This window comes from Agrobacterium sp. GD03872 (assembly GCF_029840625.1).
GTDB lineage: Bacteria > Pseudomonadota > Alphaproteobacteria > Rhizobiales > Rhizobiaceae > Agrobacterium > Agrobacterium fabrum_A.
Genome location: NZ_JAOCCY010000001.1, coordinates 565,882 through 591,874, shown reverse-complemented (window position 1 = coordinate 591,874; position 25,993 = coordinate 565,882). Strand labels below are relative to the sequence as shown.

Sequence of the window (25,993 nt, the reverse complement as noted above, 5' to 3'; positions counted from 1 at the left end):
GTCACCGTTGGAATCTGCACGATGCCCCCTCGAATGGGTGACGCATGCGGAGGTAGAGGTGATTGCTCAGACGTGACCGCGAGCCTGAAATCCAGATGCGGCAACTCCACTATGTGATTGCAGCGGCCGAGCATGGCAGCTTCCGACAGGCGGCGATAGCGGTCGGCGTTCGAGAATCGGCGGTCAGCCGCCGCATCCGCGATCTGGAGGATCAGGCCGGTGCGGCGCTGTTCATTCGATATCAGCGGGGGGTGGTCATCACCGAGGCGGGACGGAAGTTCCTGACGCACGCTCGGAGGGCGATCGCGGAAATCGATCTGGCCGTGAAGGAAGTGAGAGCTGCGGGCCGCGCCGAAAAGGGCGTGCTACGCATCGGCATATTCTCGTCCCTCGCCTCGGGCTTCATCGCCGATCTGCTGGAGCGATACGCAGGGGAGCATCCCGGTGTTCGCACGAGATTCATCGAAGGCACGCCTGCCGACCACAAGGCCGCTGTCCGGCACCACGAGATCGACATCGCCTTCCTGACGGGCGAGCCGCACGTCGCGGGATGTGAGGTGACGCGGCTGTGGGCCGAGCGCGTGTTCGTCGTCCTGCCGGAAAAGCATGAGCTTGTGGCAAGGGAGGAGATCGAATGGGCCGACCTGCGCGACCGGCATTTCATCGTCAGCGAGGCGGAGCCTGGTCCCGAGATCCACGACTATCTCGTCAAGCATCTCGCCGAGCTGGGCCACCATCCGAGCGTCGAGCAGTGCCCGGTCTATAACCGGGACACGCTGATGCAGTTGGTGGCTCTGGGAAAAGGTATCTCGCTCACCAGCGAGGCCACGACGGGGACCAGATTCCGGGGCGTGGCGTATCGGCTTCTGGTGACGGAAGAACTGCCGTTCTGCGCGGTCTGGTCGCAACGCAACGACAATCCGGCGCTGCGCCGGATGCTGAGCCTCGCCCGCAACCTGTCGGCGAAACGGTTCGGGACTCGCCCGATCAGCGACGATCAGGCGTGACCGAGCGGCGGGCCTTGGCGAACCCGCGGTCGGTGGCGATGAAGCGCTCCAGCATGGGCACGATGAGCTTCATCGGATCGGCGACCGGCTGGCCGGTGTCCCGCCCCAATATCTGCGCGTAGGTGGCAAGGTCATCGGCGAGCGCAGCCGGCAGCTCAAGCGTGACCTTGACCGGCTTGTCGTTGGCGAGCGGACCGAGTTTAGCTTGGTCATGGATCATCCCCTGTAGGGTTCGAGGACCAGATCGCGGGTCACGATCATCCGGACCGGGAAGCCCGGCCGGATGGTCAGCGTGGGGGCGACCTGCAATTGCCGCTGGATGATCTGCTGGCCCGCCTGATTGATCGTATCCTGCGAGCCGTCGCGGATCGCGCGGATCAGGCGGTCCTCGTCGCTCGTCGCGAGTTCGGCGCCGACGGCAAGCAGGGTGGAGAGCCCGGCCGCCTTGGCGAGATCCCACCAGTGGTAGTCGACACCATCCTCTAGCCCGGCATAGCCTTGGCTGTCCGCGCCGGGCTGGCGCTCCAGCACGATCGAGCGACCATTGGGGAAGATCAGCCGGTTCCAGACCAACAAGACCCTCCTTTGGCCGAACTGCACGCTGTTGTCGTACTGACCGATGATGCGCGTGCCCTGCGGCACGAGGAGAACGCGGCCGGTCGGGCTGTCATAGATGCTTTCCGTGACCTGCGCGGTGATCTGGCCGGGAAGGTCGGAGCGGATGCCGGTGATCAGTGCTGCCGGGATGACCGCGCCCGCCTGAAGCACGAAGGGCGATGCCGGAGCCATGACGCGGTCGGTCGTGGTGGTCCGGCGATCGACGGCGGCGTTGAGGAAGGCGTTCTGCCGGTCCTGCGCGGTATTTCCGCCGAGGCCGAGCCCGGCGAGATTGGGCAGACCTGCGCCGGCGGCCGAATCCGCGCCTGCGGTTGGGTTCGTGCGTGTCTCGGTCTGGAAAAAGACGCGGCTCGTGCGTGCGGCTTCCTCCTCGGCGCGCCGCCGCTGCTCTTCCTGATCCACGGTTGGATCGGGGACGGTGGGCGGAACGACGGGCTTGCCCTCGTTCTGCGCGCTGAGGATCGGCCGGCCGAGATCGCCGGGCAGTGCCGGGCCGAGGACCGGCCCGGTATAGTCGCGTGGAAGGCCGGCGAGCCCATCGGCCGTCGCCCGGTTCTCGGTCGAATAGAGTTCCTCGCCATCCGCGCCGCGATCGCGGGTCTGGAGCGCATAGATCAGCGCGCCGCCGATACCGAGCGAAACGATGAGGCCGGCTCCGGCCAGCGCCTTGCGCGATAGGCGCGTGACGCGCGGGGCTTCGGCGCGAAGGCGCATCGGGGCAGCATTGTTGTTTCCGGTGTCTGTCATGACGACTGCCCTCCCTTGTCCTGGCGGACATTCGTTGCGCGCGAGGAGCCGTCGATGCGTTCGATCCTGACGGTCTGCTGACGCTTGCCCCCGCCAAGCCGCAGCTCGGCCGCGCCGAACAGGCGATCGACGATCAGCACGTTGCGATAGGTGCGCGTATTGGCGATCTGGGCCTCGCCTTCGGGGCCGATCACGAAGATCGGCGGCAATTCGCCCTGGACGATGCCGCGCGGAAACTCGATGTAGACGCGCCGCCCGTCGTCATAGACGGAGACCGGCTTCCACGGCGGATTGTCGCCGGATGCGAAGCCATAGCGATAGTTCCGCGCCGCCACGGCCGGGATAACCGGCGTTGTCGGTATCGCCTGCGCCGAGCCTCCGCGGGCGCGCGGATAGGACCAGGCGACGGACGGCATGTAGGGTTTCTCGCGCGAGCGCAGCTCGATCATGTAGGTGCGCCGGTCGGTGGTGATGACGAGATTGGTCGAGATTTCCGCGCGCGACGGTTTCACCAGCACATGCACGCGCCGCGTCTCGCCGGAGCCGCTCTCGGTGTCGCCGATGATCCAGCGTGCTGTGTCGCCGGCGGCGATCGGGCCTGCGCCGGTCAGGCTTTCACCCGGCTCAAGCGCGATGTTGGTGATCTGTCCGGGCGAGGCATAGATCTGATAGAGGGCGCCGTCGCTCCACGGATAGACCTGGATAGCGTTGTAATAGCCCTCGCGTCGCGGCTCGACGCGGGCGGCGAGATTGGCGTTCTCGACACGGGCGGTCGGCGTACTGGCTCCGCCGCCGCCCCGGCTCACCGTCCAGGCGGGCGGGATGTGGAGCGGCTTTGGCGTGGTGTCCGTCACAGCCGGTACGGCCGGCAGCGGCGGGACGTCGGAATCGTAGGTGATTGCAGGCGGCTTCTTCGCAGAAGCACATCCGCCGAGCACCGCAGTCGATACCAGCAAAGCCGTGATCACGGATTTACGGAAAGCCGGGTTTGCGGCATTGCGGAAGTGCGGCGTCATTGTCCCAACTCCCGCGACCAGTTGATTGCATTGACGTAGATGCCGAGCGGATTGGCCTTGAGCCGTTCGGCGTCGCGGGGCGGCTGGACGACGATGGTGAGAATTGCCGTCCATCGCTCGGTGGTCGAAAGCTGGCCGTTCTCATAGCGCCGCTCTATCCACGCGATCCGGAAGCTCTCCGGCGAGGCGCGGATGACCGAGGAAACCTCGACGGCAACCTGCTGCTTGCCGACCTTGGTGAAGGGGTCGTTGACGCGGGCATAGTCGTTGAGCGCGGCCGCGCCCCGGTCCGTCGTCCATTCATAGGCGCGCAGCCAGTTCTGCCGCACGATGATCGGATCGGCCGGGACGGAGCGGACCTGTTCGATGAAACGGGCGAGATGCCATGCGATCTGCGGATCGGTCGGACGGTAGTCGGCGGTTGCCGCGGCGACGGTCTGGGCCTGTCCCAGCTTGTCGACCTGAACGATCCAGGGAACGACGGTGCCCCGCGCCGACTGGACGACAAGAGCGGCGGCGAAGCCGGCCGACAGCGCCAGGCATCCGAAAGCCATAAAGCGCCAGTTGCGCGCCTGGACGCGGGCGGAGCCGATACGCTCGTCCCATATCTGGGCAGCCTTCTGATAGGGGGTCTCGGGTTGCGGCGTCTTGCCGTAGTGGGTGGCGGGTCGTCGGAAGAGGTTCATGAGCGGTCGCTTTCGGAGAGATTGACGGAAGAGCCGGAGCCGTGGCTGTCGCCGGAGCGGACCGCGTGGGCGGCCGCGGAAACGCCATGGCTCATTGCCTGGCCGCGCTTCATGCGCTGCGCCCAGGCCGGCGGGGTATTCACAGATCCGGCCGCGGCAGCGCCGGCGGAGGCGTCATTGGCGGCCTGCCCGCCACCTCCGACGGTTCCCATGGTCGAAGAGCCGCCCGTCGTTTCGAAAGCGCCCTTGACGCCGCCGGTGTGGCTCGACTTGAGGCTCTCAGCGGCGCGGGCGAGACCGCGACGCAGCGGCGAGGCAGCGCCCGAACCGGCGGCGCGCGCCACGCCGCCGAGACCGGAGGCGATGCCCGACATGCCGGACTGTCCCATCGAGCCGAGCGTATAGGCCGAGGAAGCCGCGCCGGCGGCGGCAGCGCCGCCACGCGCGGCGGCCGCACCTCCAGACAAAGCGAGCGCTCCGCCCTTGGCGGCCAGCACGGCTCCGCCGCCTGCGGCGAGCGCTGCGCCTCCGACCGCCAGCCCTGTGCCTACGGCGGCGCCCGCGCCGAGTTGAGGTCCGCCGGAGACGAGGCCGTTGGCGATGCCGGGGCCGAATATGCCGAGGCCGAGCAGGGAGAGCGCGGCGAGCACGATCGCCATGGCCTGGTCGATGGTCGGCGTCGCGCCGCCGAAGCCGGCGGTGAACTGCGAGAACAACGTCGAGCCGATGCCGATGATGACGGCGAGAACCAGGACCTTGATGCCGGAGGAGATCACGTTGCCGAGCACCCGCTCGGCCATGAACGCGGTCTTTCCGAACAGGCCGAAGGGGATCAGGACGAAGCCGGCCAGTGTCGACAGCTTGAACTCGATCAGCGTGACGAAGAGCTGGATCGCCAGGATGAAGAAGGCGAGGATGACCAGCACCCAGGCGAAGAACATGCAGGCGATCTGGATGAAATTCTCGAAGAAGGCGATCCAGCCCATGAGGTCGGAGATGGAATCGAGCAGCGGCCGTCCGGCGTCGAGTCCGGTTTGCGCCACCTTGCCGGGGCGCAGGAGATCGGCGGTGCTGAAGCTGGTTCCGGAGCCCTTCAGGCCGAGTCCGGCGAAGCTGTCGAAGACGATCTTCGCGAGGCTGTTCCAGTTGGAAATCAGGTAGGCAAAGACCCCGACGAAGAGCGTCTTTTTCACCAGCCGCGCCATGATGTCGTCGTCAGCGCCCCAGCTCCAGAACAGGGCCGCAAGCGTCACGTCGATCACGATGAGGGTTGAAGCTATGAAGGCGACCTCGCCGCCGAGCAGGCCAAAGCCGCTGTCGATGTAGGACGTGAAGACCGAGAGGAAATTGTCGATGACGCTGGTGCTGCCCATCTGCGCTCACCGTGCGTCATTCGCCGCGGGCGCGACCGGCTGCGGCGTGCGGCCGAGAAAGCGATCGCGGGTCTCGGCCCAGACGCGCAGGCATCCGGCATCCTTGCCGGCGGCCTCGCCAAGCTGCTGGCACCGTCGCTGTTCGACGCGAAGCGCATCGATCGAGCGCTCGACGGCCCGCGCCGGCTCCGGGACATTTACCTCGTCCTTGCGGGTCAGCTCGATGGCCGTCGCTGTGATCGCGACAGCCACGAAGACGACGGCGCCCAGCCGGGCCAGCATCTTGCCGTCCATGGTCGTCCCCCTTCCTGCGTCTCAGTTGCCGTTGAACATCTTGGCGTTTCCCGGCTGGTAGCCGGAGCCGGGCGTGAGGAAGCGGCGGCGCTGCTCGCGTCCCTGCTCGGCGGCCGCTGAACGCTCGGCGTCGGTGAGCGCCTGCGCCCGGCCGTTCGCGGCGATCACGGCGGTCAGGTCGGCGAGCTGCTGCGCCTGAAGGGCGAGGAGCTGGTTGCCGGCCTGGGTTGCCTGAAGTGCGCCGGTCGCGCCCTGGCTCTGCCCGACCAGCGCCGACATCTGGGTACGGTTGGTGTCGATGTTGCCGACAACGGTGGCCTGGACGCGCATGGCGTCCTGCAGACCGCCGACGGTGTTCTGCCAGCGGGTCTTCGCGTCCTCGATCAGCTTGGCGTCCGAGGCGGTCAGCGAGGCGTTGCCGTATTGCGTCTTGAACGCCTGATCGATCTGGCCGACGTCGAATGCGATGTTCTGCGCCTGGCTCAGGAGCTGCTGCGTGCGCTGCACGGACTGCTGGAGCTGCTGGAGCGAGGAGAACGGCAGGCTCGCCAGGTTCTTCGCCTGGTTGATGAGCATCTGCGCCTCGTTCTGGAGCGACGTGATCTGGTTGGTGATCTGCTCCAGCGCGCGGGCGGCCTGAAGGACGTTCTGGGCGTAATTGGTCGGATCGTAGACGATCTTCCAGGCGTGTGCCGGGGTGGTCAGGACCGGAGCGACGGCGAGCGGTACGGACAGCACGGTGGCGGCAAGCAGGGCGGCGGAGATGCGAGGCGAGGTGGGCGTCATGTTTCAGTTCTCCTGTTCGGGCTGGGGGTCGAAGTTGACGAGATCGGGGATGAGGTCCGCGGCCCATGCGACGTCGCGCGCCGCGAGCCACGCGGGCAGGAAGCCGTCGCGGCCGTGTTCGGCGACGATCTGGTCGATGAGGGTCTGGTCGGATTTCGAGGAGGCCGCGCAAAGCGCGAGCCCGACTTCCGACAGGCCCAGCTCGAACATCCGGTTGCCGCGCCGCGACTGGCAGTAGTAGTCGCGCTTCGGCGTGGCGCGGGCGATCAGCTCGATCTGGCGGTCGTTGAGGCCGAAGCGCCGATAGATCGCCGTGATCTGGGGCTCGACCGCGCGTTCATTCGGCAGGAGCAACCGGGTCAGGCAGCTTTCGATGATGGCGGGCGCAATGCTGCTGCCATCGATGTCGGACAGCGATTGCGTGGCGAAGATCACGCTGGCGTTCTTCTTGCGCAGCGTCTTCAGCCATTCGCGGAGCTGGCCGGAAAAGCCGTCGTCGTCGAGCGCCAGCCAGCCTTCGTCGATGATCAGGAGCGTCGGCCGGCCGTCGAGCCGGTCGCCGATGCGATGGAAGAGATAAGCCAGCACCGCCGCGGCGGAGCCGGTTCCGACTAGCCCCTCGATCTCGAACGCCTGTACGGACGCCGAGCCGAGATGCTCGCTCTCGGCGTCGAGCAGGCGGCCATATGGACCGCCGACGCAGTAGGGGCGCAGCGCCTGTTTCAGGTCGTTCGACTGGAGCAGCACGGCAAGGCCGGTGATGGTGCGCTCCCCGACCGGCGCGGAGGCGAGCGAGGTCAGCGCGGTCCAGAGGTGCTCCTTGACCTCCGGTGTGATCTGCACGCCCTCGCGCATCAGGATGGCGACGATCCAGTCGGCCGCCCAGGCGCGTTCCGGCACCTCATGGATGCGGGCGAGCGGCTGGAGGGAAACCGAGGTTTCCGAGCCATCGGTCAGGTCGCCGCCGAGATCGTGCCAGTCGCCGCCCATGGCGAGCGCCGAGGCGCGGATGCTGCCCCCGAAATCGAAGGCGAAGACCTGCGAGCGCTTGTAACGACGGAACTGCAAGGCCATGAGCGCGAGCAGCACGGACTTGCCTGCGCCGGTCGGGCCGACGACGAGCGTATGGCCGACATCGCCGACGTGAATTGAAAGCCGGAACGGGGTCGAGCCTTCGGTCCTGCCATACAGCAGCGGGGGCGCGCCGAGATGCTCGTCCCGTTCCGGCCCCGCCCACACGGCGCTGAGCGGCATCATGTGGGCAAGGTTGAGGGTGTTGACCGGCGGCTGCCGGACATTTCCGTAGACGTGGCCGGGCAGGCTGCCGAGCCAGGCATCCACGGCGTTGATGGTCTCGGGCATGCAGGTGAAATCGCGGCCCTGGATCACCTTCTCGACCAGCCGCAGCTTCTCGTCGGCCACGCGGGCGTCGCCGTCCCAGACGGTCACGGTGGCGGTGATGTATGCTTCTCCGGCGAAGTCCTGGCCGAGTTCCTGAAGCGCGAGATCCGCATCCTGCGCCTTGTTCGCGGCGTCGGTGTCGACGAGCACGGATTGCTCGTTGGTCATCACCTCCTTGAGGATCGCGGCGATCGATTTGCGCTTGGCGAACCACTGCCGCCTGATCTTGGTCAGGAGGCGGATGGCATCGGTCTTGTCGAGGAGGATCGCGCGCGTCGACCAGCGATATTCGAAGGCGAGCCGGTTCAGCTCGTCGAGAATGCCGGGCGTCGTCGCGGTCGGAAATCCGACAATGGTGAGGATGCGAAGATGTTGCTCGCCCAGGCGCGGCTCCAGCCCGCCGGTGAGCGGCTGGTCGGCGAGCAGCGCATCGAGGTACATCGGTGCCTCCGGCACGCGGACGCGGTGCCGGTTGGTCGAAATTGTCGAATGCAGGTAGGTGAGCGTCTCGCCGTCATCGAGCCATGCGCATTCCGGCATGAAGCCGTCGAGCAGTGCCAGGATGCGATCGGTGCGGTCGGTGAAGGCGCGCAGCGCCTCATGAGGATCGACGCCGGAGCGCTCCCGGCCTTCATAGAGCCACGCTTCCGTGCGGGCGGCTTCCTCGGCGGGCGGCAGGTAAAGCATGGTGAGGAAATAGCTGGACACGAAATGCGCGCCCTCTTCCTCGAAATCGGCCTTGCGCTCGGAATCGACCAACGATGAGGCGGGATCGGGAAAGCGGCTGTCGGGATAGGTCGCGGCCTCGGACCGCTGCGCCTCGACGAAGATCGCCCAGCCGGAGCCGAGGCGGCGGAAGGCGTTGTTGAGGCGGGCGGCGACGGCGACCAGTTCGGCCGCCACGGCGGAATCCAGATCCGGCCCGCGAAAGCGCGCCGTGCGCTGGAACGAGCCATCCTTGTTGAGGACGACGCCGGCGCCGACGAGCGCGGCCCAGGGCAGGTAATCAGCGAGGCGGGCGGAGGTGCGGCGGTATTCGGCAAGGTTCATCATGGCCGCGCCCTCACACCGACAGGTGGCCGGGGATGCGCAGATGTCGGCGCCCGACCTCCACGAAGAGCGGATCGCGCTTGGCCGCCCAGACGGCGGTGAGATGGCCGATCATCCAGATCGCGAGCCCGACCAGCCAGAGCCGCAGGCCAAGGCCGACGGCGCCGGCGAGCGTCCCGTTCATGATGGCGATCGAGCGCGGCGCGCCGCCGAGCAGGATGTGCTCGGTCAGCGCGCGATGGACGGGAACCGAGAACCCCGGCACGGCGTCGAGCTGTTCGAAGCCGGCCGCCATCAGATGAGCGCCCCGCCGCCGAACGAGAAGAAGGAGAGGAAGAAGGAACTGGCCGCGAACGCGATCGACAGGCCGAAGACGATCTGGATGAGACGGCGGAAGCCGCCGGCCGTATCGCCGAAGGCGAGCGTCAGACCCGTCACGATGATAATGATCACGGCCACGATTTTCGCGACCGGCCCTTCGACGGATTCGAGGATCTTCTGAAGCGGCGCTTCCCACGGCATCGAGGAGCCGGAGGCGTGGGCGGACGGCGCGGCCGACATCATCATGATGGTGACGAGCGCGGTCGAACTGGCGAGCCGGTCGTATGCTCCCCGCAGCACGGAGGACCTGGGCGGCTTGGCCGGAACCGGCGGAACGGTCGTGATCGGGGCGGAAGCGGGCGACTTCATCAAGGTTCTCCTGTGGGGGGCTGAGTTGCGGGAATGACGTGGTAGTCGCCGTCGGCGGTGAGCCCTTCGACGCGGGCGAGCTGGGCGAGACGGCGGCCGGAGCCTCGGCCGGCGAGCACGGCGACGAGATCGATGGTCTCGGCGATCAGGGCGCGCGGGACGGTGACGACGGCTTCCTGAATGAGCTGTTCGAGGCGGCGCAACGCGCCGATCGCCGTGCCGGCATGGATGGTGCCGATGCCGCCGGGATGTCCGGTGCCCCATGCCTTGAGAAGATCGAGGGCCTCGGCGCCGCGCACCTCGCCGATGGGAATGCGGTCAGGGCGCAGGCGCAGCGACGAGCGCACGAGATCGGAGAGGGTGACGACGCCCTCTTTGGTCCGCATGGCGACGAGGTTCGGCGCGGCGCATTGCAGCTCGCGGGTGTCTTCGATGATGACCACGCGATCCGCGCCCTTCGCCACTTCGGCCAGCAAGGCGTTGGTCAGCGTCGTCTTGCCGGTCGACGTGCCGCCGGCGACAAGGATGTTGGCGCGTGACTGGACCGCCATGCGTAGCGTCTGCGCCTGGTCGGCGGACATGATGCCGGAGGCGACGTAATCGGCGAGGGTGAATACCGCGACGGCCGGCTTTCTGATCGCGAAGGCGGGCGCGGAGACCACGGGAGGAAGAAGGCCCTCGAACCGCTCGCCGCTCTCGGGCAGCTCGGCCGAGACGCGCGGCGCTCCGGCATGGACCTCCGCGCCGACATGATGCGCGACGAGCCGCACGATGCGCTCGCCATCGGCCGCCGACAGCCGCTCCCCCGTATCGGCCAGCCCTTCGGAGAGCCGGTCGATCCAGAGCCGCCCATCGGGATTGAGCATTACCTCGACAACCGCGGGGTCCTCCAGAAACCCGGCGATTGCGGGTCCGAGCGCGGTACGGAGCATCCGCGCTCCCCGCGTCGTCGCCTCGGTCTGTTGGAAGGATCGCGCCACGTCGTCCCCGTCCGGTAGCGGGCACGCCCCATGCGCAGCCCTGGATCGGGGATGAGTAAAAGAGCCCGAAGTCGGGCCGATTCAACAAGTATCGGTCGTAGTAGTGCGGTGGCGTGCAAAGACAGGAAAACGGCGGAGTCCGCTCGTGACGGTGATCCCGGTGGGCGCGCGCGAAAACCGAATCAGTTGCTTGGACTTATCTGTTTTCGCGGCGCGGTGGTCAGATTGCGGACTGTATAATTCGCCTCGGCCTACGGCGTGCCGCCCTCGTCCTTGCCCGCCGCGTCCATGTCCTCCGAAACCTCCTGCCGGAGCTTCGGGCCTTTGACGAGCCGCTGGCCGAGGACGGCGACGAAGGCATCGTAGCGTTCGCCGGCCTTCGCCTTCGCGGCCTGCGCGGCAGGCTCGGGCAACGCGGGCGTCGTCGTGAGCCAGAAGCGGACGAAGACGGCCAGCGTCTCGACGGCGATGCCGAGATCGCGCTCCAGGCGCGTCATGCGGCGGTCGAGCTGATCGAGGCGCTTGGCGACGACCGCCTCCCGGCGCTCGGCATCGTCGGGTGACAGGAAGGACGCGATCGCGGCTTCGGCGATCAGCGAGCGCGACTGGTCGCGCCGGGCCGAATAGGCAACGAGCGCCTGCATGACATCGGGATCGAGATAGACGGACAGGCGCTGCTTTTTCGGTGTTCGGATCATCGCGGGCCTCACAGGTCGATGCCGTCATTGGGATCGAGCGAAGCCTGCCGCGCGACCTGCCGCATAAGCCGGTTCATCCGGCTGTTGCGAACGGTATCGTCCTCGCTGTCGTCGCCGGGATCGCCGCCGAACTCGTTGTCGATCGGCTCCTTTTTCTCGACGGTTTTGACGCGGCTGAGTTCAGGCTGGTGCCGCCGCTCGGATTCGGTCGGATCGTCGTCATCCTCGCCAACGCCGGAGACCGGGGTCAGATCGACCTCCGGCCGCTGCGGCAGGGGCAGGCTGCTCCAGTCGTCCGGCTCGACATTCTCGGAGACCAGCGCCGGGGGCGGCAGGACCCTTTCCTGAAAACGCGGGTCCTCGAAGTAGCGGGCCTTCTTCGCCCGGATCGGCGGCGTGCCCGCCACCATGACGATTTCGTCGGCGGGCGGAAGCTGCATGATCTCGCCGGGCGTGAGCAGCGGTCGCGCCGTCTCCGAGCGCGACACCATCAGGTGGCCGAGCCAAGGGCTCAACCTGTGCCCGGCATAATTCTTCATCGCCCGCATCTCGGTCGCCGTGCCGAGCGCGTCGGAGACACGCTTGGCCGTCCGCTCGTCATTCGTGGCGAAGGCGACGCGGACATGGCAGTTGTCGAGGATCGAATTGTTCGGCCCGTAGGCTTTCTCGATCTGGTTCAGCGACTGCGCGATCAGGAAGCTCTTCAGCCCGTATCCCGCCATGAAGGCTAACGCACTCTCAAAAAAATCCAGCCGGCCGAGTGCGGGAAACTCGTCGAGCATGAGGAGCAGACGATGGCGATCGCCCCTCGTCTCCAGCTCCTCGGTGAGCCGGCGGCCGATCTGGTTGAGGATCAACCGGATCAGCGGCTTGGTCCGGTTGATGTCGGAAGGCGGGACCACGAGATAGAGCGTCGTCGGGCGCGCAGCGCCGACGATATCGCCGATCCGCCAGTCGCAGCGGCGCGTCACCTCGGCCACGACCGGATCGCGGTAGAGGCCGAGGAACGACATCGCGGTGGAGAGCACACCCGAGCGTTCGTTATCGGATTTGTTGAGCAGCTCGCGCGCCGCGCTGGCGACGACAGGGTGCGGCCCGGCCTCGCCCAGATGCGCCGTTCGCATCATCGCGTCGAGCGTGGCTTCGATCGTCCGCTTCGGATCGGAGAGAAAGGCGGCGACACCGGCGAGCGTCTTGTCCTTCTCGGCATAGAGGACATGGAGGATCGCGCCGACCAGAAGCGCGTGGCTGGTCTTCTCCCAGTGGTTCCGCTTCTCCAGCGAGCCCTCCGGGTCGACGAGAATGTCGGCGATGTTCTGGACGTCGCGGACCTCCCACTGGCCCTTTCGCACCTCGAGCAGAGGATTGTAGGCCGAGGAGCGCGCATTGGTCGGATCGAACAGGAGGACGCGGCCGTGCCGCGAACGGAAGCCGGCGGTCAGGCTCCAGTTCTCGCCCTTGATGTCGTGGACGACGCAGCTTCCCGGCCAGGTCAGCAGGGTCGGCACGACGAGGCCGACGCCCTTGCCGGATCGGGTCGGGGCGAAACACATGACATGCTCCGGCCCGTCATGGCGCAGATAGGAGCGATCCATCCGGCCGAGCACCACGCCATCCGGGTCGAGAAGACGCGCGGCGGTGATCTCCTCCGGCCGCGCCCATCGCGCCGAGCCGAAGGTTTCGACCTCCTTGTTCTCGCGCGCCCGCCAGACCGACATGCCGATGGCAACGGCGATGGCGATGAAGCCGCCTGATGCCGCGACGAGGCCGCCTTCCATGAAAACGGACGGCGCATAAGCGTCGTAGAAGTACCACCACAGGAAGAAGGACGGCGGATAGTAGACCGGCCATCCGGCGAGTTCGAACCATGGGGTGCCGAGCTGCGCCTGAAACCCGAGCCGCCACGCGGTCCACTGCGTCGCCGTCCATGTCGTCGCGAGGACGATCAGGAAGACGGTGAGGATCTGGCCCCAGAGGATTTTCGTGGCGGACATTGCGGGGTCCTTTCTTGGAAGGGTGTGATGGTCAGAGGCCGAGCCCGCGCTTGCGGCCAAAACTCCAGTCGACGCCGCCGTCCCCGCGCGCGACGCCGGAGACGTGCCTGGCGAGCTGCTTTTCGAGCGAGGGCGACCAGGGCACGAGCTGGAAGCCGAGGCCGTCGTCGATCATGGCGAAGCGGCCAGAGGCGAGCGTGAAACGCTGGCGATAGGTCCCGGCGACGTATTCGCCGCCGGCGGAATGGTTGAACACGCGCCCCGTCTGCGCGGCGATCTGCTCGCCGAGCGCGTCGACCTCGCGCTGTCGCAGGGTACGCAGGAGGTTGCGGTTGAAGATCACGCTGCGGCCGTGCCGCTCGGCAAAGCCCTGCTCGATCAGGCGCTCGGCGCGGCGGTCGAGCGCGTCGCGCACCTCCGCGCCGAAGCCGCCCTCCGAGAGCGACGCCGGCTCGCGGGCAATGTTCTGCCGGTCGAGCCAGGTCGCGCCGGTCGCCGTGACCTGCCGGCCGATGTCGAGGTCGGAGCGGACGGCGAGAGCGACGCGGCGGCGCCCCTGCGCGTCGTCGAACTTGCGCAGCTCGACGATCGATCCCGGCGCGCTGTCGCCGGTCGAGTCGAGATCGGGGAACTTGATGTGATGGGTGCGGCCGTCGACGCCATCGACCACGGCATAGGCTGTGCCCTTCAGCTCGTCATCCAGGCCGCGCTCGACCAGCCGGCCGACGATCGGGTCGTCAAGGCTCTCGGCCGCGAGCACATAGCTCGCCGTGCCACGCTCGATGCCGCGTTCGGCGAGCGCACGGTGCATGCGCTTGATGATGTCGCCGCGCTCTCCGAGTTCGCGCAGCGTCGGCTCGGCCTTGTCCGAGATCGTCCACTGGCCGGGGCCGATCTCTTCGGCGAGGCCGAGGGATTCGAGCTTGCGCAGCCGGCCGACCTTGAGCGGGAGATATTCGTCGGGCTGGCGGTCGGGATGCGGCGCGACGTCGATGACGCCGGTGCGATAGCCGTCGCGCGCGAGCTGCCGGTCGAGATCGGTCCAGCGCTCGGCCTCGACCTGCCGCTCCAGATGGCCGCGGATTTCGAGATCGCTGCGCAGGCCGAGGTCCTGCGTCACGAGATCCTGCGCGCGTGCTCGCATCCCCTCCTTGATGTAGTCGCGGGCGATCACGAGGTCCTGCCCGTCGTCCGTGCGGCCGCGCAGGATGATGTGGACGTGCGGGTTGTCGGTGTTCCAGTGATCGACGCCGACCCAATCGAGCTTCGTGCCGAGGTCCTTTTCCATCTGGCTCATGAGATCGCGGGCGAAGTCCCTCAGATCGGTCATGCGCCCGGCGTCTTCGGGTGAGACGATGAAGCGGAAGTGGTGCCGGTCGTCCTCGCAGCGCTCGGCGAAGTCGCGGGCGTCCACCTCGTCCAGCTCGGCGCCGAACAGGCGGGCCTTCTCGCCGTCGCGGGTCACGCCGTCACGCTGGAGATATTTGAGATGGGCGGCGAGCGGAGCGGCGCGCGCCGAGTGCCGGACCACGCGGGTCTTGATCACCACGTTGCGCGAGCGGCGCGTGAGCACGCGGTTCGCCTGCACGCTGGCGCGCCGGCCGCGCCCGAACTGCGAGCGGTTGCCGGGCGTGATCCGGCCGGAGCGCGAGACGCGCCCGCCGGCCTTCTGCGCGGCAGCGAGCGCCTGAGCGATGAACGGTCTGGCGCGCTCCGCCTTCGAAGAGCGGATGCGGCCAGGGCGGATGCGGAAATCGTCCTCGGCGCTCATCACATGAGCCCCGCACATCGCGGCAAGTCATGGAAAAGACGGCGAAAGCCGGAAAATCGCGAGGTTCGCCAGAACCGCGCACATCGCGCAGACGGCGCGTAACTCCTTGAAAAACCACAACCGGAATCAGGCGCACCTCGCGCCTTTTTATCTCGCCATCGTCCGGTTGTGGTTCTGCGCCTCCCCGGCCACCCCGCCGATCCTCGCCGGTTGCACGCTACGCCGACCGAGACCGCGAACGCCGTCATCTCGGACCTCCAGCGCCCGAACGGGCGATGAAGAGGTCGCCGGACTGCGGCGCGACGGCAGGCTGACGGCGCGCCGGTAGGGAGGCGGCCGCATCGCCGGGCGCGCCGACGAAGAGCGGCGCATCCCGCCATCCGCGGCGCTTGCCGCGCAGCATGGCGGCGGCGCGGAGGTCGGCTTTCACGCCGATTGCCGGCAGGATCGCCGCGACATAGGCGCGGGTTTCGGCGGGCAGCGCACGGCCGGTCGCGAGATGCTGGTCGAGCCGCGCCGGCCCTGCATTGTAGGCCGCCAGCATCGCCGCGACATTGCCGTAGCGGTCGAGCATCTCGCGCAGATAGGCCGTGCCCGCGAGGATGTTGTCGCGCGGCGCGAACGGATCGCGGCCGAGGCCATAGCGACCGCGCAGCTCGGCCCAGGTCGCGGGCATGATCTGCATCAGGCCCATCGCACCGGCCGGGGACACGGCGCGCATGTCGCCGGCGCTTTCGGCGCGCTTTACCGCGACGATCCACGCCTGCGGAATGGCGAAGCGTCGCGACGCCTCGGCAACGTGGGCGGCATGCGGATCGGCGGCCGCGTTGCGCGCCGGCTGCACGGTCTGCGCGTAAGCCGGGAACGCCGAGGGCGCGGCGAAGATCAGGCCGGAAAGAAGAAGGAGGAGTGCTGGGCGTCGGGCGGCGGAAGGTGGTCCGACGCTGGCGGAAGGTTGGACCGGCACCATTCAGTCCTCCGCCCGCTTCTTCTTCGAGGGAGTGACGTGCAGGCCCCAGACCGTCTCGTCGTCGGGGTCGCGGAAGAGATTGGCGCGCAGAATGCCGCCAAAGAGCGGGCTGTAGAGGTCGACGGAGACGAACTCGCCAGCGCGTTCGCCGACATGCGACCAGCCCGCGCCAATGTCGAGACCGTCCTGATCGCCGAGCAGGATGCGGTATTGCGGCGCGTTCTCGGTCTCCAATGGTTCGGCTGGAACGAAAGTGAGCGGCTCGTCGATGCCGAGCGCGTGGAAGCGCCCTTCGAAGCCGGTTTCTGTGCGGGTGAAGTGGCCGAGATGCGCCATGGTTTTCGTCTCCTGTGCGTTGCGGTGAGGATGAAAGGAGCGCGTCGTCACCGCGTCGGCGCGCGCCAGACGAAGCGGCCATCGCCGTCGTCATCGGTGTAGAGAGGCATCGCGCGGCCGATGACCGCCGAGGCGGGAAGCGCGCCGAAGTAGCGGCCATCGAGGCTGTCGCGGACGTCGTTCATGAGGAAGAGTTCGCCGTCGCCGATCACCCGGCAGCCCTGCCAGGCGGGCAGGTCGCGGCCCATACGGTCGCGCTCCAGCGCCTCGCCCATCTCCACCGCGTCGACCGTGATGGTGCGCCCGGTGCGGCAGACCCTTTGCCCCGGCAGGCCGAGCACGCGCTTGAGGAGCGGCACGCCGCGACCGACATAGCCGCGCGCGACCATGAAGCTCGCGAGCGGCTCGGGCGGCAGCACGGCGACCAGATCCGGTACTTCCAGGGCAACGGCGGGCTCGACCGTGTAGAATCCGACTGGCGCGCTGGCGGTCGCGTTCCAGATCAGCCGTGTCGGCGCCGGGACGATCGCCGCCGCGACCGCGCCCGTGGCCGCGAGGCACGTCACGACGGCGTAGCCGAGGCGGGTCATGGCTCCGCCCTCCGGCGCAGGAGAAACGCCTTGTGCCGGGTGACGGTGTAGGCGCGCGGTTCGTGACCCGCGGCGAGCCGGTTGTGGACGTGCCGCCAGTGGTCGGGCGAAACCTCGGCGGGATCGATGCCCTGCGCCTCGATCGCGTCGACGATCTGGAGCACGCGCTCAACCTTCGGCCAGCCGTCGATCTTGAGCAGGATGTCGCCGCCGGGCCGCACGAATGGCAGCGTCTGGAACGGCTCGCCTCGGTCGACGGCGCGCACGATGTCGACGCGCGAGATGATCGTGCCGTGCTCGTTGGCGGCCCAGCGCACGAGGCAGAAGATCGTCTCGGGCGCGAAGCCGACGAGCCTGCGGCGGCGGTCGAGCTTCTGCTCGTAGCTCTCCTGGCCGAACCTGATCCAGCACTCGATCCGCTTCTCGATCCAGGTGAGTTCGACGAGCGTGGTGAAGGGCGCCGGTCCGTTCGGCAGCGGACGGCCGCGCAAGCGGTAGGCCGCATTGCCGGTCATGGCATGTCTCCTTGGCGGTCGGGAAATTCGCGTTCGAGCAGCTCGCGGAGCATGTCGGACGCCGTGACGCCGCGCCGGAAGGCGGCGATCTTGATGCGGCCGCGCAGCTCGGGCGTGATGTCGATGGTGAGGCGCGCGGTGAAGGCGGCGGCATCGCCACTGCGCGCGGGCGGCGTCTCGCCAGCCTTGATCCAGCCTTCGGCGTCGCCGGGCCGGGAGGCGAAGCCGCGCTTTTCCGTGCGGACCGTCATGGCGCGGCTCCCGCGTCGAATGGCAGCACGGAGGCGATGCGCGCGCGGGCACGCTCGGCCATGGCGGCGTCGATCTCGCAGCCGAGATAGCGGCGGCCGGAAAGCCGGCAGGCTTCGCCCGCCGCGCCCGAACCGGCGAACCAGTCGCCGACCAGGCCGCCAGGAGGGCAGCTCGTGCGGATCAGGATTTCGAGAAGCGCGGACGGCTTCTCGGTCGGATGGATGGCGCGGCCATGCGCGTTGCGCACGTAGATGACCGAGCGCATGAGGCGCGGCCCGCCGTCCTGGCTGACATAGTGGCCGGCGTCGATCTGGCCGGTAAGGGGCGGCCGCTTCTTTCGCCGCACCGTGCGCGCCAGCGCGTCCGGCGTCGTCTGGACATCGTTGTAGACGTCGCGCCAAGGCGTCTCGGCGGGATAGAATTGAACGGCCAGCTCATGCACCCGCTTGAAGCGGTCGGCATGGAAGCTGGAGCCGTTCTGCTTCTCCCAGACGATCTCCTGCGCGATGCGAAAGCCTGCATCCGCGAACCGGATCGCCGTGACCATGAAGCTGCGCAGCGAACCGAACACCCACAAAGAGCCGGTCTGCTTGAGGGCGGCCCGCGCGAGCGGAAGCCAGCCTTCGACGCGGCGGTCCCAGGAGAGCGAGGTGTCGCCGTAAGGCGGATCGGCGAGGATCATGTCGAACGGGCCGCGTTCCGGCATGAGGTCGCGGCAATCGCCGGCCAGGAGGGTTTCGGAAAGCACCGTCATGGCGCGGTCCTCCCGACGCCGAGCCGCGCGATCTCGGCCGCCAGCGCCGAGATCTCGCGCGCGGCCAGGCTGTCGGCGGCGATCTCGCAGGCAAGCCGTCCGGTCTGCGCGGCGTCGGCGAAGATGACGCGCTGGCCGATCGTCGTGGCGAGCACCGGCGGATCGTGCTCGGCCAGCGTCTCGGCCGTCTCGCGCGCGATCACCGTGCGGGCGGCGCAGCGGTTGAGGACGAAGCGGGCGACGAGCTGAGGCCGGTAGATGCGCGCCTCCGTCAGGAGCGCCAGCATCTCCGCCGAGGCCCAGCCGTCGAGCGGCGACGGTTGCACCGGCATCAGCACGAGGTCGGCGGCGAGCAGCGCGGAGCGCATGAGTCCGGCGACACGAGGCGGTCCGTCGATGACGATGTGGTCGGCGTCGCGGGCGAGTTCCGGGGCTTCGCGATGCAGCGTGTCGCGGGCGAGGCCGACGACGCCGAAGGCGCGTGGCAGGCCCTCCCGCCCGCGCTGCTGCGACCAGTCGAGCGCGGAGCCCTGCGGGTCGGCGTCGATCAGGGTGACGCGCTGGCCGCGCCGCGCCCATTCGCCGGCGAGATGGAGGGCGAGCGTCGTCTTGCCGACGCCGCCCTTCTGGTTGAGCACGGCGACGATCATGTGTGCCCTCCCGGCTTTCGGGATCGGGGCGGCGTCGGCGCGTTTGAAGTATCGTCGGCCGTAAGGGAGGATTTACGGAAAGACGTAACCGGACTAGCCTGCGGCCCATGTCCGTGTTTCGTCTTCGTGACGCCGGCATCGAGACTTCTGGCGGCGCTGCGGATGAGGTTTTCCACATCGCGCGCGCGCCCAACAATGTTAGATTCTCTATTAGACTCTAAGTTAAGGCCGGGAATCGTGGTTTCGGGCCAGAGACTTAACTGTGGTGCGTGCGTGCGAAGTCCCGATACCGCCTGCGTGCGAAATCCCGATAGTGCTGCGTGCGAAATCCCGATCGCGTCCACAGCCTTGTCCACAGGGGCCGCTGACGGGCTGACCGGTACGATCCTTAGCAGTTCGCGGCGGCCCTCCCGCTCGATGCGCAGGCGGTAGCCGGGCAGCGGCTGGCGCAGGGCGATGCGGCGGAGCTGGAGCGCGAAGTCGGAGACGCGCACCAGGCTGCCGGATTTCTCATGGAGGTGCGGAACGTCGAACAGCCAGCCGCCGGGCTGGCGTCCGGCGTGCTTGCGGGCGACGCGGTAGAGCCACCGCTCGATGCCGCCGCTCAATCGGAAGTAGGCCGGATCGATGGTGAGGACCAGCGAGCGGTCGACGACGCCCCGGTAGAACCAGTCGGGCAGGACGAACTCCATGCCCTCGACGCGGCCGTCGGCGCGGGAAAGTTCCTCCCACTCGTTGATCCACGAGAACTGGTGCCGCCGCCAGTTCTCGCCCTGGCGGATGTTGGTGCGGATGACCGTCGACTGGAGCCGCGAGAGTGCGCCCTTGAGGAGCTTGTAGTCGCGCGCGCCGGTCTCGCGGCCGATCGCGGTGAGAAGCTGATAAGGGGTGAAGCGCAGGAAGCGCGAGGTTCGAAGGCCGAGATTCTCGGCTTCGACGATCTGGCTCGCGGCCCAGATCAGGACGTCGGCGTCCCAGATGGTCGCCATGCCGTGCTCCTGCACGGCAAGGACCTCGACGCGCACGTCGCCGGCCTCGTAGAGGATCGGCACGACGCGCTTGGCCTTGGCCAGCGAGAAGAACGGCCGTTCCATGAGATCGCGCTGGTCGCGCGGCCGCGCATCGCCGGTCGCGACGACGAAAGGATCGAGCGTGTTGCGTTCGCTGGGCGTGATGAGGCGGCGGCGCTGCATGCCGGGTCCGCCTCAGCGATGCCGCCGCACGCCGTTGTAGGCGGGCGACACCAGGGAAGCGTGGCGCTTGGCGGGCAAGACCGAGCCGCGTGGATCGGCGGTCGAGGTGACAGCGCCCCGCTCGGCCCAGGCTTTGAGGTCGTCGATCGCGTAGACGACGCGGCCGCCGAGCTTGCGATAGGCCGGGCCGGTGCCGTAGGTGCGATGCTTTTCGAGGGTCCGGCCAGACAGGCCGAGGTATAGCGCGGCCTCGGGCGTGCGAAGATAGCGTGGCGGCAGGTCGGAAATGTCGGGCGTCATGATCGGGCCTCCGTGGGGTTCGCGAGGCCGCTGATGGTCAGCGGCGGTCGAAGGCCACGGTGGCGAAGAAGCAACGGCAGGGGGGAGTGCGAAGATGGCGATGCTAAAATCGCACCCCCTGGCCCGACGCCGGATTATTTGCGCCGGCGCCGGCGCAGGAGGCTGAGATAGCCGCCCTCGATCATGGAGAAGGCGTCCTTGACGAGATCCATGACGGCATCGCGCAGGGCCGACGTCTTCCAGGGCTCGTCGGCGATCCGGGCCTGTCCGTAGATGACGCCCGCGATCTCGCGGTAGGTAGCGCCGTTCATGCGGCCATCGACAGCCTGGAGCATGTGCCGCGCCCGCCGGCGTTGCTGGCGGGTCAGACGCCGGTCCTCCGGCACGCGCCGCCGCAACAGCCGGCTGAACAGGCGTTGGACGGCATCGGCGCGGTCGAGCCCGTCCGTATCGATCGGAATGACGATCGAGAGCGGTCCGCCGGCGTCAGCGCCGGAAAGGCGTACGAGATTGAGGTAGCGGCCGCCGCCGAGGTCGTACCGGAAATATTCGCCGTCGTCGCTCGCTCTGGCCTCGGCCGACCCGAGCGCGGCCGAGAGATCAAGTCCGCCGGAAAGGATTGGCGGCGTGGCGGCGAGGACGAGAGCGCCGGTGTCGTGGCCGGGCAGCCAGAATACCGGCGTTTCTACGGCCGAGAGGCCGGGCCGGACGGGGAAAGCAAAGCCCCCAGTTGTTGATCAGGTCTACGGTGGCAGGCGTATCGTCGACCGCCGCGTCCGCCACGGCCCGGTAGTCGCCCTGATATTTCGCATTGCGGCGAAGCCACTCCCAGGCGATGTCAGGGGAGTCGATATCGTCCAGGAAGTCGTAGGTGGAGGAAGATCGCCACTGCGATATGTCGGGTTTCATCGCCTCCTCCTCGCAGTCGTAGAATTAGGGCGTGCAGAGGAGTGATGATTACAATTGCCGCTTGCTCGCGGAAGCCCGATCGCTGGCAACGGATGTTGCCGCGCAGGCATCACGGTGATCGCTTATTTCCGGTATCCTTCGCGCACGAGATGGCGATAGCCCTGCTCGGTCAGCCAGCGCGCCCGCGCCAGGTGGGTGTCGTAGACGTGCCGCGCGCGTTCAGGCTCGCTGTCCGCGTCGAGGCCGAACAGGATCGAGACCGCCTCCCGCCAGCACGCGCCGTCCGCAGCCGAGTCGTGCAGGCGGAAGTAGCGCTTCATGTTCTTGCGGTCGTAGGGTGTCAGTTCCGGGCAATCCGGCGGTGCATCGAGAAAGGCGTTGTCGGTCACGGCAGGGTCCGATCATGGCTTGTCCCCTGGGATTGCGCTCCAGCGCGCCGCCAATGTGCCAGCCCGGCATGGCAGAATGACAAAGGAAGGTTTGCTTCAGAAGGAAATAGCGGCATCAGTATTCTTTGCGGTGCTGTTGTTTCGGCCGAACAAGCATCAAGCCCTCACCCTGATCGGTGCTCAGAAACATGATGCCGTCCGCCGCCTCTCCGGCACTATCGGTATCTGTCGTTTCTGATCGGGGTCTCGTAGATCGCGGGTTCGATGCCCGCCGCCCCGTCCGGCCCGATGCAGTCGTAGTAGAGATAGGTGGTGAAGCGGATGCCGGTATCGGCCGCGATCCGCCGGATGATCCCGCCGAGGCCGCACAGGTGCTCGTCGCTGACCGTGAAGCTCTCCGGGATCGGACGAGGGCACCACATTTCCGCGACCGGATCTCTGTAGCCGCCCCAGTCTATCTCCGGATCGATGCAATCCAGGAGATGCCAGGGATAGAAGCCGCCGCCGCTGGTTTCGAGATCGCCGACGCAGAAGTCGATGGTCATTTCCAGGGCCTCGCGCGCGGCCGGATCGGTTTCGGTCCGAAGCAACGCTTCCGCCCGATGGCCTTCCCGGCAGAACCCGGCAAGCTGCTCGAGCGCATCGGCGAGCCGGTCATGGACGACCTCGGCAAAGCGCGTGTCGCACTCGGCGCGGTTCGCACGAACCTGATTTCCGAAGGCGATGAACTTCGCATGGAAGTCGAGGAAATCGAGCTTGGACATTCTAAGTCTCCTTTCGTTTCTGACGAAAGGTGTCCACGCCTCAGCACAGAGGGGTCAGGGAACGCGGAACGCGGCCGCCGTGCGGCAAGCGGAGGAACCGATTTTCTGATCCGGGCCTAGCAAGGAACGGAGTCGAAAATTGGAGGGGCCGCGCAGTCCTTGAGGCCGGATGGGCTGGCGTACAATGCGCAGTCAGAGAGAGATAGCCCGCGGCCCCGACAGGGGCCGCGTCCGTATGGGCCGGGGTGGTTTGGAGGGGGTGTCGCACCCCCTTCATGGGTGGGGGAGCTGGAGGGGGCGGGGCTTTGCCCTGACCCTTCGGGGTGAGTTTGAGAGGGGCGGCTCCGCCCCCCCTTTCATCAGGGGAGCATCGGGCCAAAAAGTGGATGCCGGTTTTTGGACCTGCCCGATGCCCCGGCGAAGACCTCGGACCGTCGCGCCGCAGCGCGGGGCGGTTCGGGCCGGTAAATCTTCCGGCGGCGCGATCGGTCGCGAACATGGAGAAACCCGGCGGCTTGCGCCGCCGGGCCTTGGGCCTCCCGCTCAAAACGGGATGTCGTCGTCGTAGTCGGTCTGTCCGCCCCGCTCATTTTCGGTCTGCTTTGCCCGGCTCAGGAAATCGACCGTCTCGGCGATGATCTCGCATCCGTAGCGGTCGTTGCCTTCCTGGTCCTTCCACTTCGTGTAGTGGATGCGGCCGCGAACCAGCACCTTCATACCGCTCTTGCAATAGTCCTGGACCGTCTTGCCGAGGCCGTTGAAGGCAGTGATCCGGTGCCATTCAGTGTCTTGAACCCGGTAGCCCTTCTCGTCCCGGACAACCTTGCCTTCAGAGTAGCGGGGGCGCGAGGTGGCCAACGTGAAGTGGGTGATCCGGGTGCCGCCCTGGGTGGTGCGGGTTTCGGGGTCCTGACCGATGTTACCGGCGAGAATGACGATGTTCTGCATTGTAAGTCTCCGTTGCTTCTCGGAGGGACCATCCCTCCGACGAGACCCGGCCAAGGCCGGCGGGAGACGCCTGCAACTGCACGCTCGCGGGCAGCTCGCCCATAAGGCCCGGAGTGGGGCGGGCAGCCGCGCTTGCGCGGCAACACGGTCCGGAGCCGCGTGGGTTGCGGCCGGAAACCGAACGGTCTTAGGGGATCAGTCAGTCGGAGGGATTGGTGCCTCTGAACGCACACGGGATCAGACGCACGGCAGACCATCGCCATTCTCGCCGGCAACAGCGAAACGTCAGGCCCGATGATTCCGCGCCGCCGGGACGACACCTCCATCATCCGCTTCCGGCCACCCGCGTCTCGCTGCTCGGAGGGCATGGGCCTCCGGGAAGGCAATGAAGAGGGCTGACGGGTGCTGAAGGCACGGAACGGCGCTGCGTCCCCCGGTTCGACGGCCGGCAGTGCGGTCCATTAGCATCGTGGCGAGGCGGAAATGAAGGTGGTCGCGGCCAGCCTTCACGACACGAGGGGAGTTGGCCAGCGGGCGAAAGACGCTCGCGGCCTGCGGGCTCATGCCGATGATCGGCCGCTCCTGACCGGGCGAAGCAGACCCGAAGCGGGCGCATGGGCCGACCGGCGCCGACGCTGCATCGCGTTCTGAGCGGGAGGCCGAAGGGCGGGCGGCGCAAGCCGCCTCAGTTTGTCCTGGGAGCGGCGGATCGCGATGCCGGATCAGCGCGAGAAGACCGAGACGCCGAGGGCATTGAGATTGACCATGGCGGCGATGCCGATGAACAGGCCGCCCGTGCCGCCGAGCAGATTGAGCACGATCGCAGAGTCGACCGCATTCTTCGTAACGCCGTGGACAAGGGCATAGCCGGCAATGGCGGCGGGAACTGCGAAGATCGCGAGTGCGATCAGGCGCAGGGCCGGGTTCTTCGCGAAGCCGAGAACGCCGATCACCAGCGCGATCGCCCCCAGGGCGGCGGCGATGGCGGCGAAGCCGGTCATGAACAGGCCCGCGCCGGCGGCCCAGGCATATTGTGCGGCCGTGAGGCCGACCATGAAGGGCAGTGCATAGATCGCGAGATTATAGGCGATGATGCAGAGCATGATGGTCAGGGAGATAGCGAGCAGGATCAGCGACATGGAAGCCTCCGCATGAACGGTTGAGGATCACGACAGGCTTCCGGTGAATACGCTCCGCCTGCGACTATGCTGCTGTGCCGGTTCTGCAAGGATGTTCAATCAAAGCCATCATCATCTCCCGTAGTCAAGTATTCGGCCGGTGAAGGGTTGCCGGAAGGCGGCGCTTTACGCGCCGCCCTCGAACTGCATGGTCGGGATGCCGAGCTTGCGGGCCTTGTCCGCGAGGTTTCCCTGAATGCCGCCGCCGCCGAAGACGAGGACGCCGACCGGCAGGACTTCCAGCATCGTGTCGTTACGCTTGTAGGGAGCCTGCTTTGCCGGATACTTCTGGAAGTCGGGCTCGAAGGCGATCTGCGGCACCTTGCGGCTGGCTGCCCAGCGGGCGGCGATGCGTTCCGCGCCCGTCTTCGCGCCGCCGTGGATGAGCACCATGTCGGCGTGCTTCGCACGAACCTGATCGAGTTTCGCCCAGATCAGGGTATGATCGTTGAAGTCGGTTCCGCCCGAGACGGCAACTTTCGGACCGGCGGGCAGCAGCACCTCCTTCTCAGCCCGGCGCTTCGCGGCAAGGTAGTCTCTGGAGTCGATCATCGCGGCGGTCAGATTGCGATGGCTGACCTTCGAGCCGGTGCGGGGCCTCCAGGCGCTGCCGGTGTGGTGCTCGAAGGCTTCGGCGGCGACATCGCGGAAGAGTTCCATGCTGTTGCGCCGTTCGATCATGGTCTGGCCCTCTGCCGTGAGGCGTTCGAGTTCGACCGACTTCACCTCGCTGCCGTCCTGTTCCGTCTGAAACCGGCGCTGCGCCCGCTCGTTGTCGTCCAGCTCGCGCTCCACCCGGCCGGTGGCGCGGTGGAAGAGATTGACGGCTCCCCAGAGCAGCTCTTCGAGATCGGGTTCGAGGCGGGTGTCGCCGAGGGTCGCGACGAGGGCATCGAAGATATCTGCGACGGCTGCGGCGACGGCATTGCCCTCCGGAAGCGGCCTCGGATCTGGTTCGTCCTGATATGGCCGCCAGCCGTAGAGCTGGAGTTCGTTGAGGACATGATCGGTGGGGGATGCGGTGTGGATCGGCTCGTAACCTGCGTTTTCGTCTTCGTTCGTCATCGTGAGCGTCCTTGTCTGGAGACCGCGCCCATCGCGGCCTTCGCAGGCGTCGACGCCCACAGGCGGACC

Annotated in this window: 32 protein-coding genes; 2 read left to right on the top strand and 30 right to left on the bottom strand. The window is 67.5% G+C overall.

Annotated features, from left to right (window positions below):
• Positions 1-62 precede the first annotated feature (62 nt).
• The gene (locus tag N5D22_RS02885; RefSeq protein WP_003500137.1) at positions 63-1,007 is read left to right on the top strand and encodes a LysR family transcriptional regulator; all 945 of its coding nucleotides are present in this window, start codon (positions 63-65) and stop codon (positions 1,005-1,007) included.
• Here the strand turns inward: N5D22_RS02885 and N5D22_RS02880 are convergent.
• From N5D22_RS02880 to N5D22_RS02755, 26 genes are all read right to left on the bottom strand, one after another.
• On the bottom strand, positions 988-1,227 hold the full coding sequence (locus N5D22_RS02880; RefSeq protein WP_279656019.1) for a DUF2274 domain-containing protein: 240 nt from the start codon (positions 1,225-1,227) through the stop codon (positions 988-990). The genes N5D22_RS02885 and N5D22_RS02880 overlap by 20 nt on opposite strands.
• Entirely contained in the window at positions 1,224-2,372 is a 1,149-nt protein-coding gene (locus N5D22_RS02875) for a TrbI/VirB10 family protein (RefSeq protein WP_024899643.1), read from the bottom strand. Before N5D22_RS02875 ends, N5D22_RS02880 begins: the two co-directional genes overlap by 4 nt.
• Positions 2,369-3,388 (bottom strand): P-type conjugative transfer protein TrbG, encoded by a 1,020-nt coding sequence (gene trbG / locus N5D22_RS02870; protein ID WP_003500131.1) that lies wholly within the window; start codon positions 3,386-3,388, stop codon positions 2,369-2,371. Before trbG ends, N5D22_RS02875 begins: the two co-directional genes overlap by 4 nt.
• Positions 3,385-4,074, bottom strand: a complete 690-nt coding sequence (trbF, locus tag N5D22_RS02865) for a conjugal transfer protein TrbF (protein WP_003500130.1) — start codon at positions 4,072-4,074, stop codon at positions 3,385-3,387. Before trbF ends, trbG begins: the two co-directional genes overlap by 4 nt.
• The gene (trbL, locus tag N5D22_RS02860) at positions 4,071-5,447 is read right to left on the bottom strand and encodes a P-type conjugative transfer protein TrbL (protein WP_003500129.1); all 1,377 of its coding nucleotides are present in this window, start codon (positions 5,445-5,447) and stop codon (positions 4,071-4,073) included. Before trbL ends, trbF begins: the two co-directional genes overlap by 4 nt.
• 6 nt (positions 5,448-5,453) lie before the next feature.
• A complete protein-coding gene (gene trbK-alt, locus N5D22_RS02855) occupies positions 5,454-5,741 on the bottom strand; it encodes a putative entry exclusion protein TrbK-alt (RefSeq protein ID WP_003500127.1) in 288 nt (95 codons plus the stop codon).
• Between the two features lie 21 nt (positions 5,742-5,762).
• A complete protein-coding gene (gene trbJ / locus N5D22_RS02850) occupies positions 5,763-6,527 on the bottom strand; it encodes a P-type conjugative transfer protein TrbJ (protein ID WP_003500125.1) in 765 nt (254 codons plus the stop codon).
• A 3-nt stretch (positions 6,528-6,530) separates the two neighbouring features.
• The gene (gene trbE / locus N5D22_RS02845; protein ID WP_003500123.1) at positions 6,531-8,981 is read right to left on the bottom strand and encodes a conjugal transfer protein TrbE; all 2,451 of its coding nucleotides are present in this window, start codon (positions 8,979-8,981) and stop codon (positions 6,531-6,533) included.
• Positions 8,982-8,991: 10 nt separating this feature from the next.
• Entirely contained in the window at positions 8,992-9,273 is a 282-nt protein-coding gene (locus N5D22_RS02840) for a VirB3 family type IV secretion system protein (RefSeq protein ID WP_003500121.1), read from the bottom strand.
• A complete protein-coding gene (locus tag N5D22_RS02835) occupies positions 9,273-9,545 on the bottom strand; it encodes a TrbC/VirB2 family protein (RefSeq protein ID WP_234825348.1) in 273 nt (90 codons plus the stop codon). The genes N5D22_RS02840 and N5D22_RS02835 overlap by 1 nt, the downstream gene beginning before the upstream one ends.
• Before the next feature lie 122 nt (positions 9,546-9,667).
• Positions 9,668-10,648 (bottom strand): P-type conjugative transfer ATPase TrbB, encoded by a 981-nt coding sequence (gene trbB / locus N5D22_RS02830; RefSeq protein WP_024899642.1) that lies wholly within the window; start codon positions 10,646-10,648, stop codon positions 9,668-9,670.
• A 251-nt stretch (positions 10,649-10,899) separates the two neighbouring features.
• Complete coding sequence (locus tag N5D22_RS02825) at positions 10,900-11,346, bottom strand: hypothetical protein (RefSeq protein ID WP_003500104.1); 447 nt, start codon at positions 11,344-11,346, stop codon at positions 10,900-10,902.
• A gap of 8 nt (positions 11,347-11,354) precedes the next feature.
• A complete protein-coding gene (locus N5D22_RS02820; RefSeq protein ID WP_003500103.1) occupies positions 11,355-13,340 on the bottom strand; it encodes a conjugal transfer protein TraG in 1,986 nt (661 codons plus the stop codon).
• A 31-nt stretch (positions 13,341-13,371) separates the two neighbouring features.
• A complete protein-coding gene (locus tag N5D22_RS02815) occupies positions 13,372-15,111 on the bottom strand; it encodes a VirD2 family relaxase/mobilization nuclease (protein ID WP_024899641.1) in 1,740 nt (579 codons plus the stop codon).
• 244 nt (positions 15,112-15,355) lie between these two features.
• Positions 15,356-16,081 (bottom strand): lytic transglycosylase domain-containing protein, encoded by a 726-nt coding sequence (locus N5D22_RS02810; RefSeq protein ID WP_003500099.1) that lies wholly within the window; start codon positions 16,079-16,081, stop codon positions 15,356-15,358.
• Positions 16,082-16,468, bottom strand: coding sequence for a DUF736 domain-containing protein (locus N5D22_RS02805; protein WP_003500097.1), 387 nt, complete (start codon positions 16,466-16,468; stop codon positions 16,082-16,084).
• Positions 16,465-17,007: a S26 family signal peptidase gene (locus N5D22_RS02800; protein ID WP_003500095.1), complete on the bottom strand. Its 543-nt coding sequence runs from the start codon at positions 17,005-17,007 to the stop codon at positions 16,465-16,467. The genes N5D22_RS02805 and N5D22_RS02800 overlap by 4 nt, the downstream gene beginning before the upstream one ends.
• Complete coding sequence (locus tag N5D22_RS02795) at positions 17,004-17,522, bottom strand: DUF2840 domain-containing protein (RefSeq protein ID WP_003500094.1); 519 nt, start codon at positions 17,520-17,522, stop codon at positions 17,004-17,006. Before N5D22_RS02795 ends, N5D22_RS02800 begins: the two co-directional genes overlap by 4 nt.
• Positions 17,519-17,773, bottom strand: a complete 255-nt coding sequence (locus tag N5D22_RS02790; protein WP_003500093.1) for a hypothetical protein — start codon at positions 17,771-17,773, stop codon at positions 17,519-17,521. The genes N5D22_RS02795 and N5D22_RS02790 overlap by 4 nt, the downstream gene beginning before the upstream one ends.
• Positions 17,770-18,528, bottom strand: coding sequence for a site-specific DNA-methyltransferase (locus N5D22_RS02785; RefSeq protein WP_003500092.1), 759 nt, complete (start codon positions 18,526-18,528; stop codon positions 17,770-17,772). Before N5D22_RS02785 ends, N5D22_RS02790 begins: the two co-directional genes overlap by 4 nt.
• Complete coding sequence (gene parA / locus N5D22_RS02780) at positions 18,525-19,178, bottom strand: ParA family partition ATPase (RefSeq protein ID WP_003500091.1); 654 nt, start codon at positions 19,176-19,178, stop codon at positions 18,525-18,527. The genes N5D22_RS02785 and parA overlap by 4 nt, the downstream gene beginning before the upstream one ends.
• Positions 19,175-20,371, bottom strand: coding sequence for a replication initiator protein A (locus N5D22_RS02775; protein ID WP_003500090.1), 1,197 nt, complete (start codon positions 20,369-20,371; stop codon positions 19,175-19,177). The genes parA and N5D22_RS02775 overlap by 4 nt, the downstream gene beginning before the upstream one ends.
• Before the next feature lie 12 nt (positions 20,372-20,383).
• Positions 20,384-20,671, bottom strand: a complete 288-nt coding sequence (locus N5D22_RS02770; protein WP_003500089.1) for a helix-turn-helix domain-containing protein — start codon at positions 20,669-20,671, stop codon at positions 20,384-20,386.
• A 134-nt stretch (positions 20,672-20,805) separates the two neighbouring features.
• The gene (locus tag N5D22_RS02765) at positions 20,806-21,126 is read right to left on the bottom strand and encodes a DUF2285 domain-containing protein (protein WP_255411965.1); all 321 of its coding nucleotides are present in this window, start codon (positions 21,124-21,126) and stop codon (positions 20,806-20,808) included.
• Positions 21,127-21,271: 145 nt separating this feature from the next.
• Positions 21,272-21,580, bottom strand: coding sequence for a DUF6499 domain-containing protein (locus N5D22_RS02760; RefSeq protein ID WP_174005926.1), 309 nt, complete (start codon positions 21,578-21,580; stop codon positions 21,272-21,274).
• 122 nt (positions 21,581-21,702) lie between these two features.
• Positions 21,703-21,969 (bottom strand): DUF2285 domain-containing protein, encoded by a 267-nt coding sequence (locus N5D22_RS02755; RefSeq protein ID WP_003500087.1) that lies wholly within the window; start codon positions 21,967-21,969, stop codon positions 21,703-21,705.
• 76 nt (positions 21,970-22,045) lie between these two features.
• On the opposite strand from N5D22_RS02755, the gene N5D22_RS02750 reads away from it, so the two are divergent.
• Positions 22,046-22,207 carry a hypothetical protein gene (locus tag N5D22_RS02750; RefSeq protein ID WP_279656020.1) on the top strand — a complete coding sequence of 54 codons (162 nt, stop codon included), beginning with the start codon at positions 22,046-22,048 and terminating at the stop codon, positions 22,205-22,207.
• Here N5D22_RS02750 and N5D22_RS02745 read toward each other — a convergent pair.
• From N5D22_RS02745 to N5D22_RS02730, 4 genes are all read right to left on the bottom strand, one after another.
• Positions 22,185-22,733 carry a hypothetical protein gene (locus N5D22_RS02745; RefSeq protein WP_035242850.1) on the bottom strand — a complete coding sequence of 183 codons (549 nt, stop codon included), beginning with the start codon at positions 22,731-22,733 and terminating at the stop codon, positions 22,185-22,187. The genes N5D22_RS02750 and N5D22_RS02745 overlap by 23 nt on opposite strands.
• Before the next feature lie 543 nt (positions 22,734-23,276).
• Complete coding sequence (locus N5D22_RS02740) at positions 23,277-23,681, bottom strand: single-stranded DNA-binding protein (protein WP_003497247.1); 405 nt, start codon at positions 23,679-23,681, stop codon at positions 23,277-23,279.
• A gap of 722 nt (positions 23,682-24,403) precedes the next feature.
• The gene (locus tag N5D22_RS02735) at positions 24,404-24,820 is read right to left on the bottom strand and encodes a hypothetical protein (protein ID WP_003497248.1); all 417 of its coding nucleotides are present in this window, start codon (positions 24,818-24,820) and stop codon (positions 24,404-24,406) included.
• A gap of 165 nt (positions 24,821-24,985) precedes the next feature.
• A complete protein-coding gene (locus tag N5D22_RS02730; protein WP_024897978.1) occupies positions 24,986-25,924 on the bottom strand; it encodes a DUF2493 domain-containing protein in 939 nt (312 codons plus the stop codon).
• Between the last annotated feature and the right edge of the window lie 69 nt (positions 25,925-25,993).

Coding starts and splice junctions, on each gene's coding strand:
- N5D22_RS02880 (WP_279656019.1), bottom strand. CDS start 1,227: ATGATCCATGACCAAGCTAAACTCGGTCCGCTCGCCAACGACAAGCCG.
- N5D22_RS02875 (WP_024899643.1), bottom strand. CDS start 2,372: ATGACAGACACCGGAAACAACAATGCTGCCCCGATGCGCCTTCGCGCC.
- trbG (WP_003500131.1), bottom strand. CDS start 3,388: ATGACGCCGCACTTCCGCAATGCCGCAAACCCGGCTTTCCGTAAATCC.
- trbF (WP_003500130.1), bottom strand. CDS start 4,074: ATGAACCTCTTCCGACGACCCGCCACCCACTACGGCAAGACGCCGCAA.
- trbL (WP_003500129.1), bottom strand. CDS start 5,447: ATGGGCAGCACCAGCGTCATCGACAATTTCCTCTCGGTCTTCACGTCC.
- trbK-alt (WP_003500127.1), bottom strand. CDS start 5,741: ATGGACGGCAAGATGCTGGCCCGGCTGGGCGCCGTCGTCTTCGTGGCT.
- trbJ (WP_003500125.1), bottom strand. CDS start 6,527: ATGACGCCCACCTCGCCTCGCATCTCCGCCGCCCTGCTTGCCGCCACC.
- trbE (WP_003500123.1), bottom strand. CDS start 8,981: ATGATGAACCTTGCCGAATACCGCCGCACCTCCGCCCGCCTCGCTGAT.
- N5D22_RS02840 (WP_003500121.1), bottom strand. CDS start 9,273: ATGGCGGCCGGCTTCGAACAGCTCGACGCCGTGCCGGGGTTCTCGGTT.
- N5D22_RS02835 (WP_234825348.1), bottom strand. CDS start 9,545: ATGATGATGTCGGCCGCGCCGTCCGCCCACGCCTCCGGCTCCTCGATG.
- N5D22_RS02825 (WP_003500104.1), bottom strand. CDS start 11,346: ATGATCCGAACACCGAAAAAGCAGCGCCTGTCCGTCTATCTCGATCCC.
- N5D22_RS02820 (WP_003500103.1), bottom strand. CDS start 13,340: ATGTCCGCCACGAAAATCCTCTGGGGCCAGATCCTCACCGTCTTCCTG.
- N5D22_RS02815 (WP_024899641.1), bottom strand. CDS start 15,111: ATGAGCGCCGAGGACGATTTCCGCATCCGCCCTGGCCGCATCCGCTCT.
- N5D22_RS02810 (WP_003500099.1), bottom strand. CDS start 16,081: ATGGTGCCGGTCCAACCTTCCGCCAGCGTCGGACCACCTTCCGCCGCC.
- N5D22_RS02800 (WP_003500095.1), bottom strand. CDS start 17,007: ATGACCCGCCTCGGCTACGCCGTCGTGACGTGCCTCGCGGCCACGGGC.
- N5D22_RS02795 (WP_003500094.1), bottom strand. CDS start 17,522: ATGACCGGCAATGCGGCCTACCGCTTGCGCGGCCGTCCGCTGCCGAAC.
- N5D22_RS02790 (WP_003500093.1), bottom strand. CDS start 17,773: ATGACGGTCCGCACGGAAAAGCGCGGCTTCGCCTCCCGGCCCGGCGAC.
- N5D22_RS02785 (WP_003500092.1), bottom strand. CDS start 18,528: ATGACGGTGCTTTCCGAAACCCTCCTGGCCGGCGATTGCCGCGACCTC.
- parA (WP_003500091.1), bottom strand. CDS start 19,178: ATGATCGTCGCCGTGCTCAACCAGAAGGGCGGCGTCGGCAAGACGACG.
- N5D22_RS02775 (WP_003500090.1), bottom strand. CDS start 20,371: ATGCAGCGCCGCCGCCTCATCACGCCCAGCGAACGCAACACGCTCGAT.
- N5D22_RS02770 (WP_003500089.1), bottom strand. CDS start 20,671: ATGACGCCCGACATTTCCGACCTGCCGCCACGCTATCTTCGCACGCCC.
- N5D22_RS02760 (WP_174005926.1), bottom strand. CDS start 21,580: ATGAAACCCGACATATCGCAGTGGCGATCTTCCTCCACCTACGACTTC.
- N5D22_RS02750 (WP_279656020.1), top strand. CDS start 22,046: ATGACAAAGGAAGGTTTGCTTCAGAAGGAAATAGCGGCATCAGTATTC.
- N5D22_RS02745 (WP_035242850.1), bottom strand. CDS start 22,733: ATGTCCAAGCTCGATTTCCTCGACTTCCATGCGAAGTTCATCGCCTTC.
- N5D22_RS02740 (WP_003497247.1), bottom strand. CDS start 23,681: ATGCAGAACATCGTCATTCTCGCCGGTAACATCGGTCAGGACCCCGAA.
- N5D22_RS02735 (WP_003497248.1), bottom strand. CDS start 24,820: ATGTCGCTGATCCTGCTCGCTATCTCCCTGACCATCATGCTCTGCATC.
- N5D22_RS02730 (WP_024897978.1), bottom strand. CDS start 25,924: ATGACGAACGAAGACGAAAACGCAGGTTACGAGCCGATCCACACCGCA.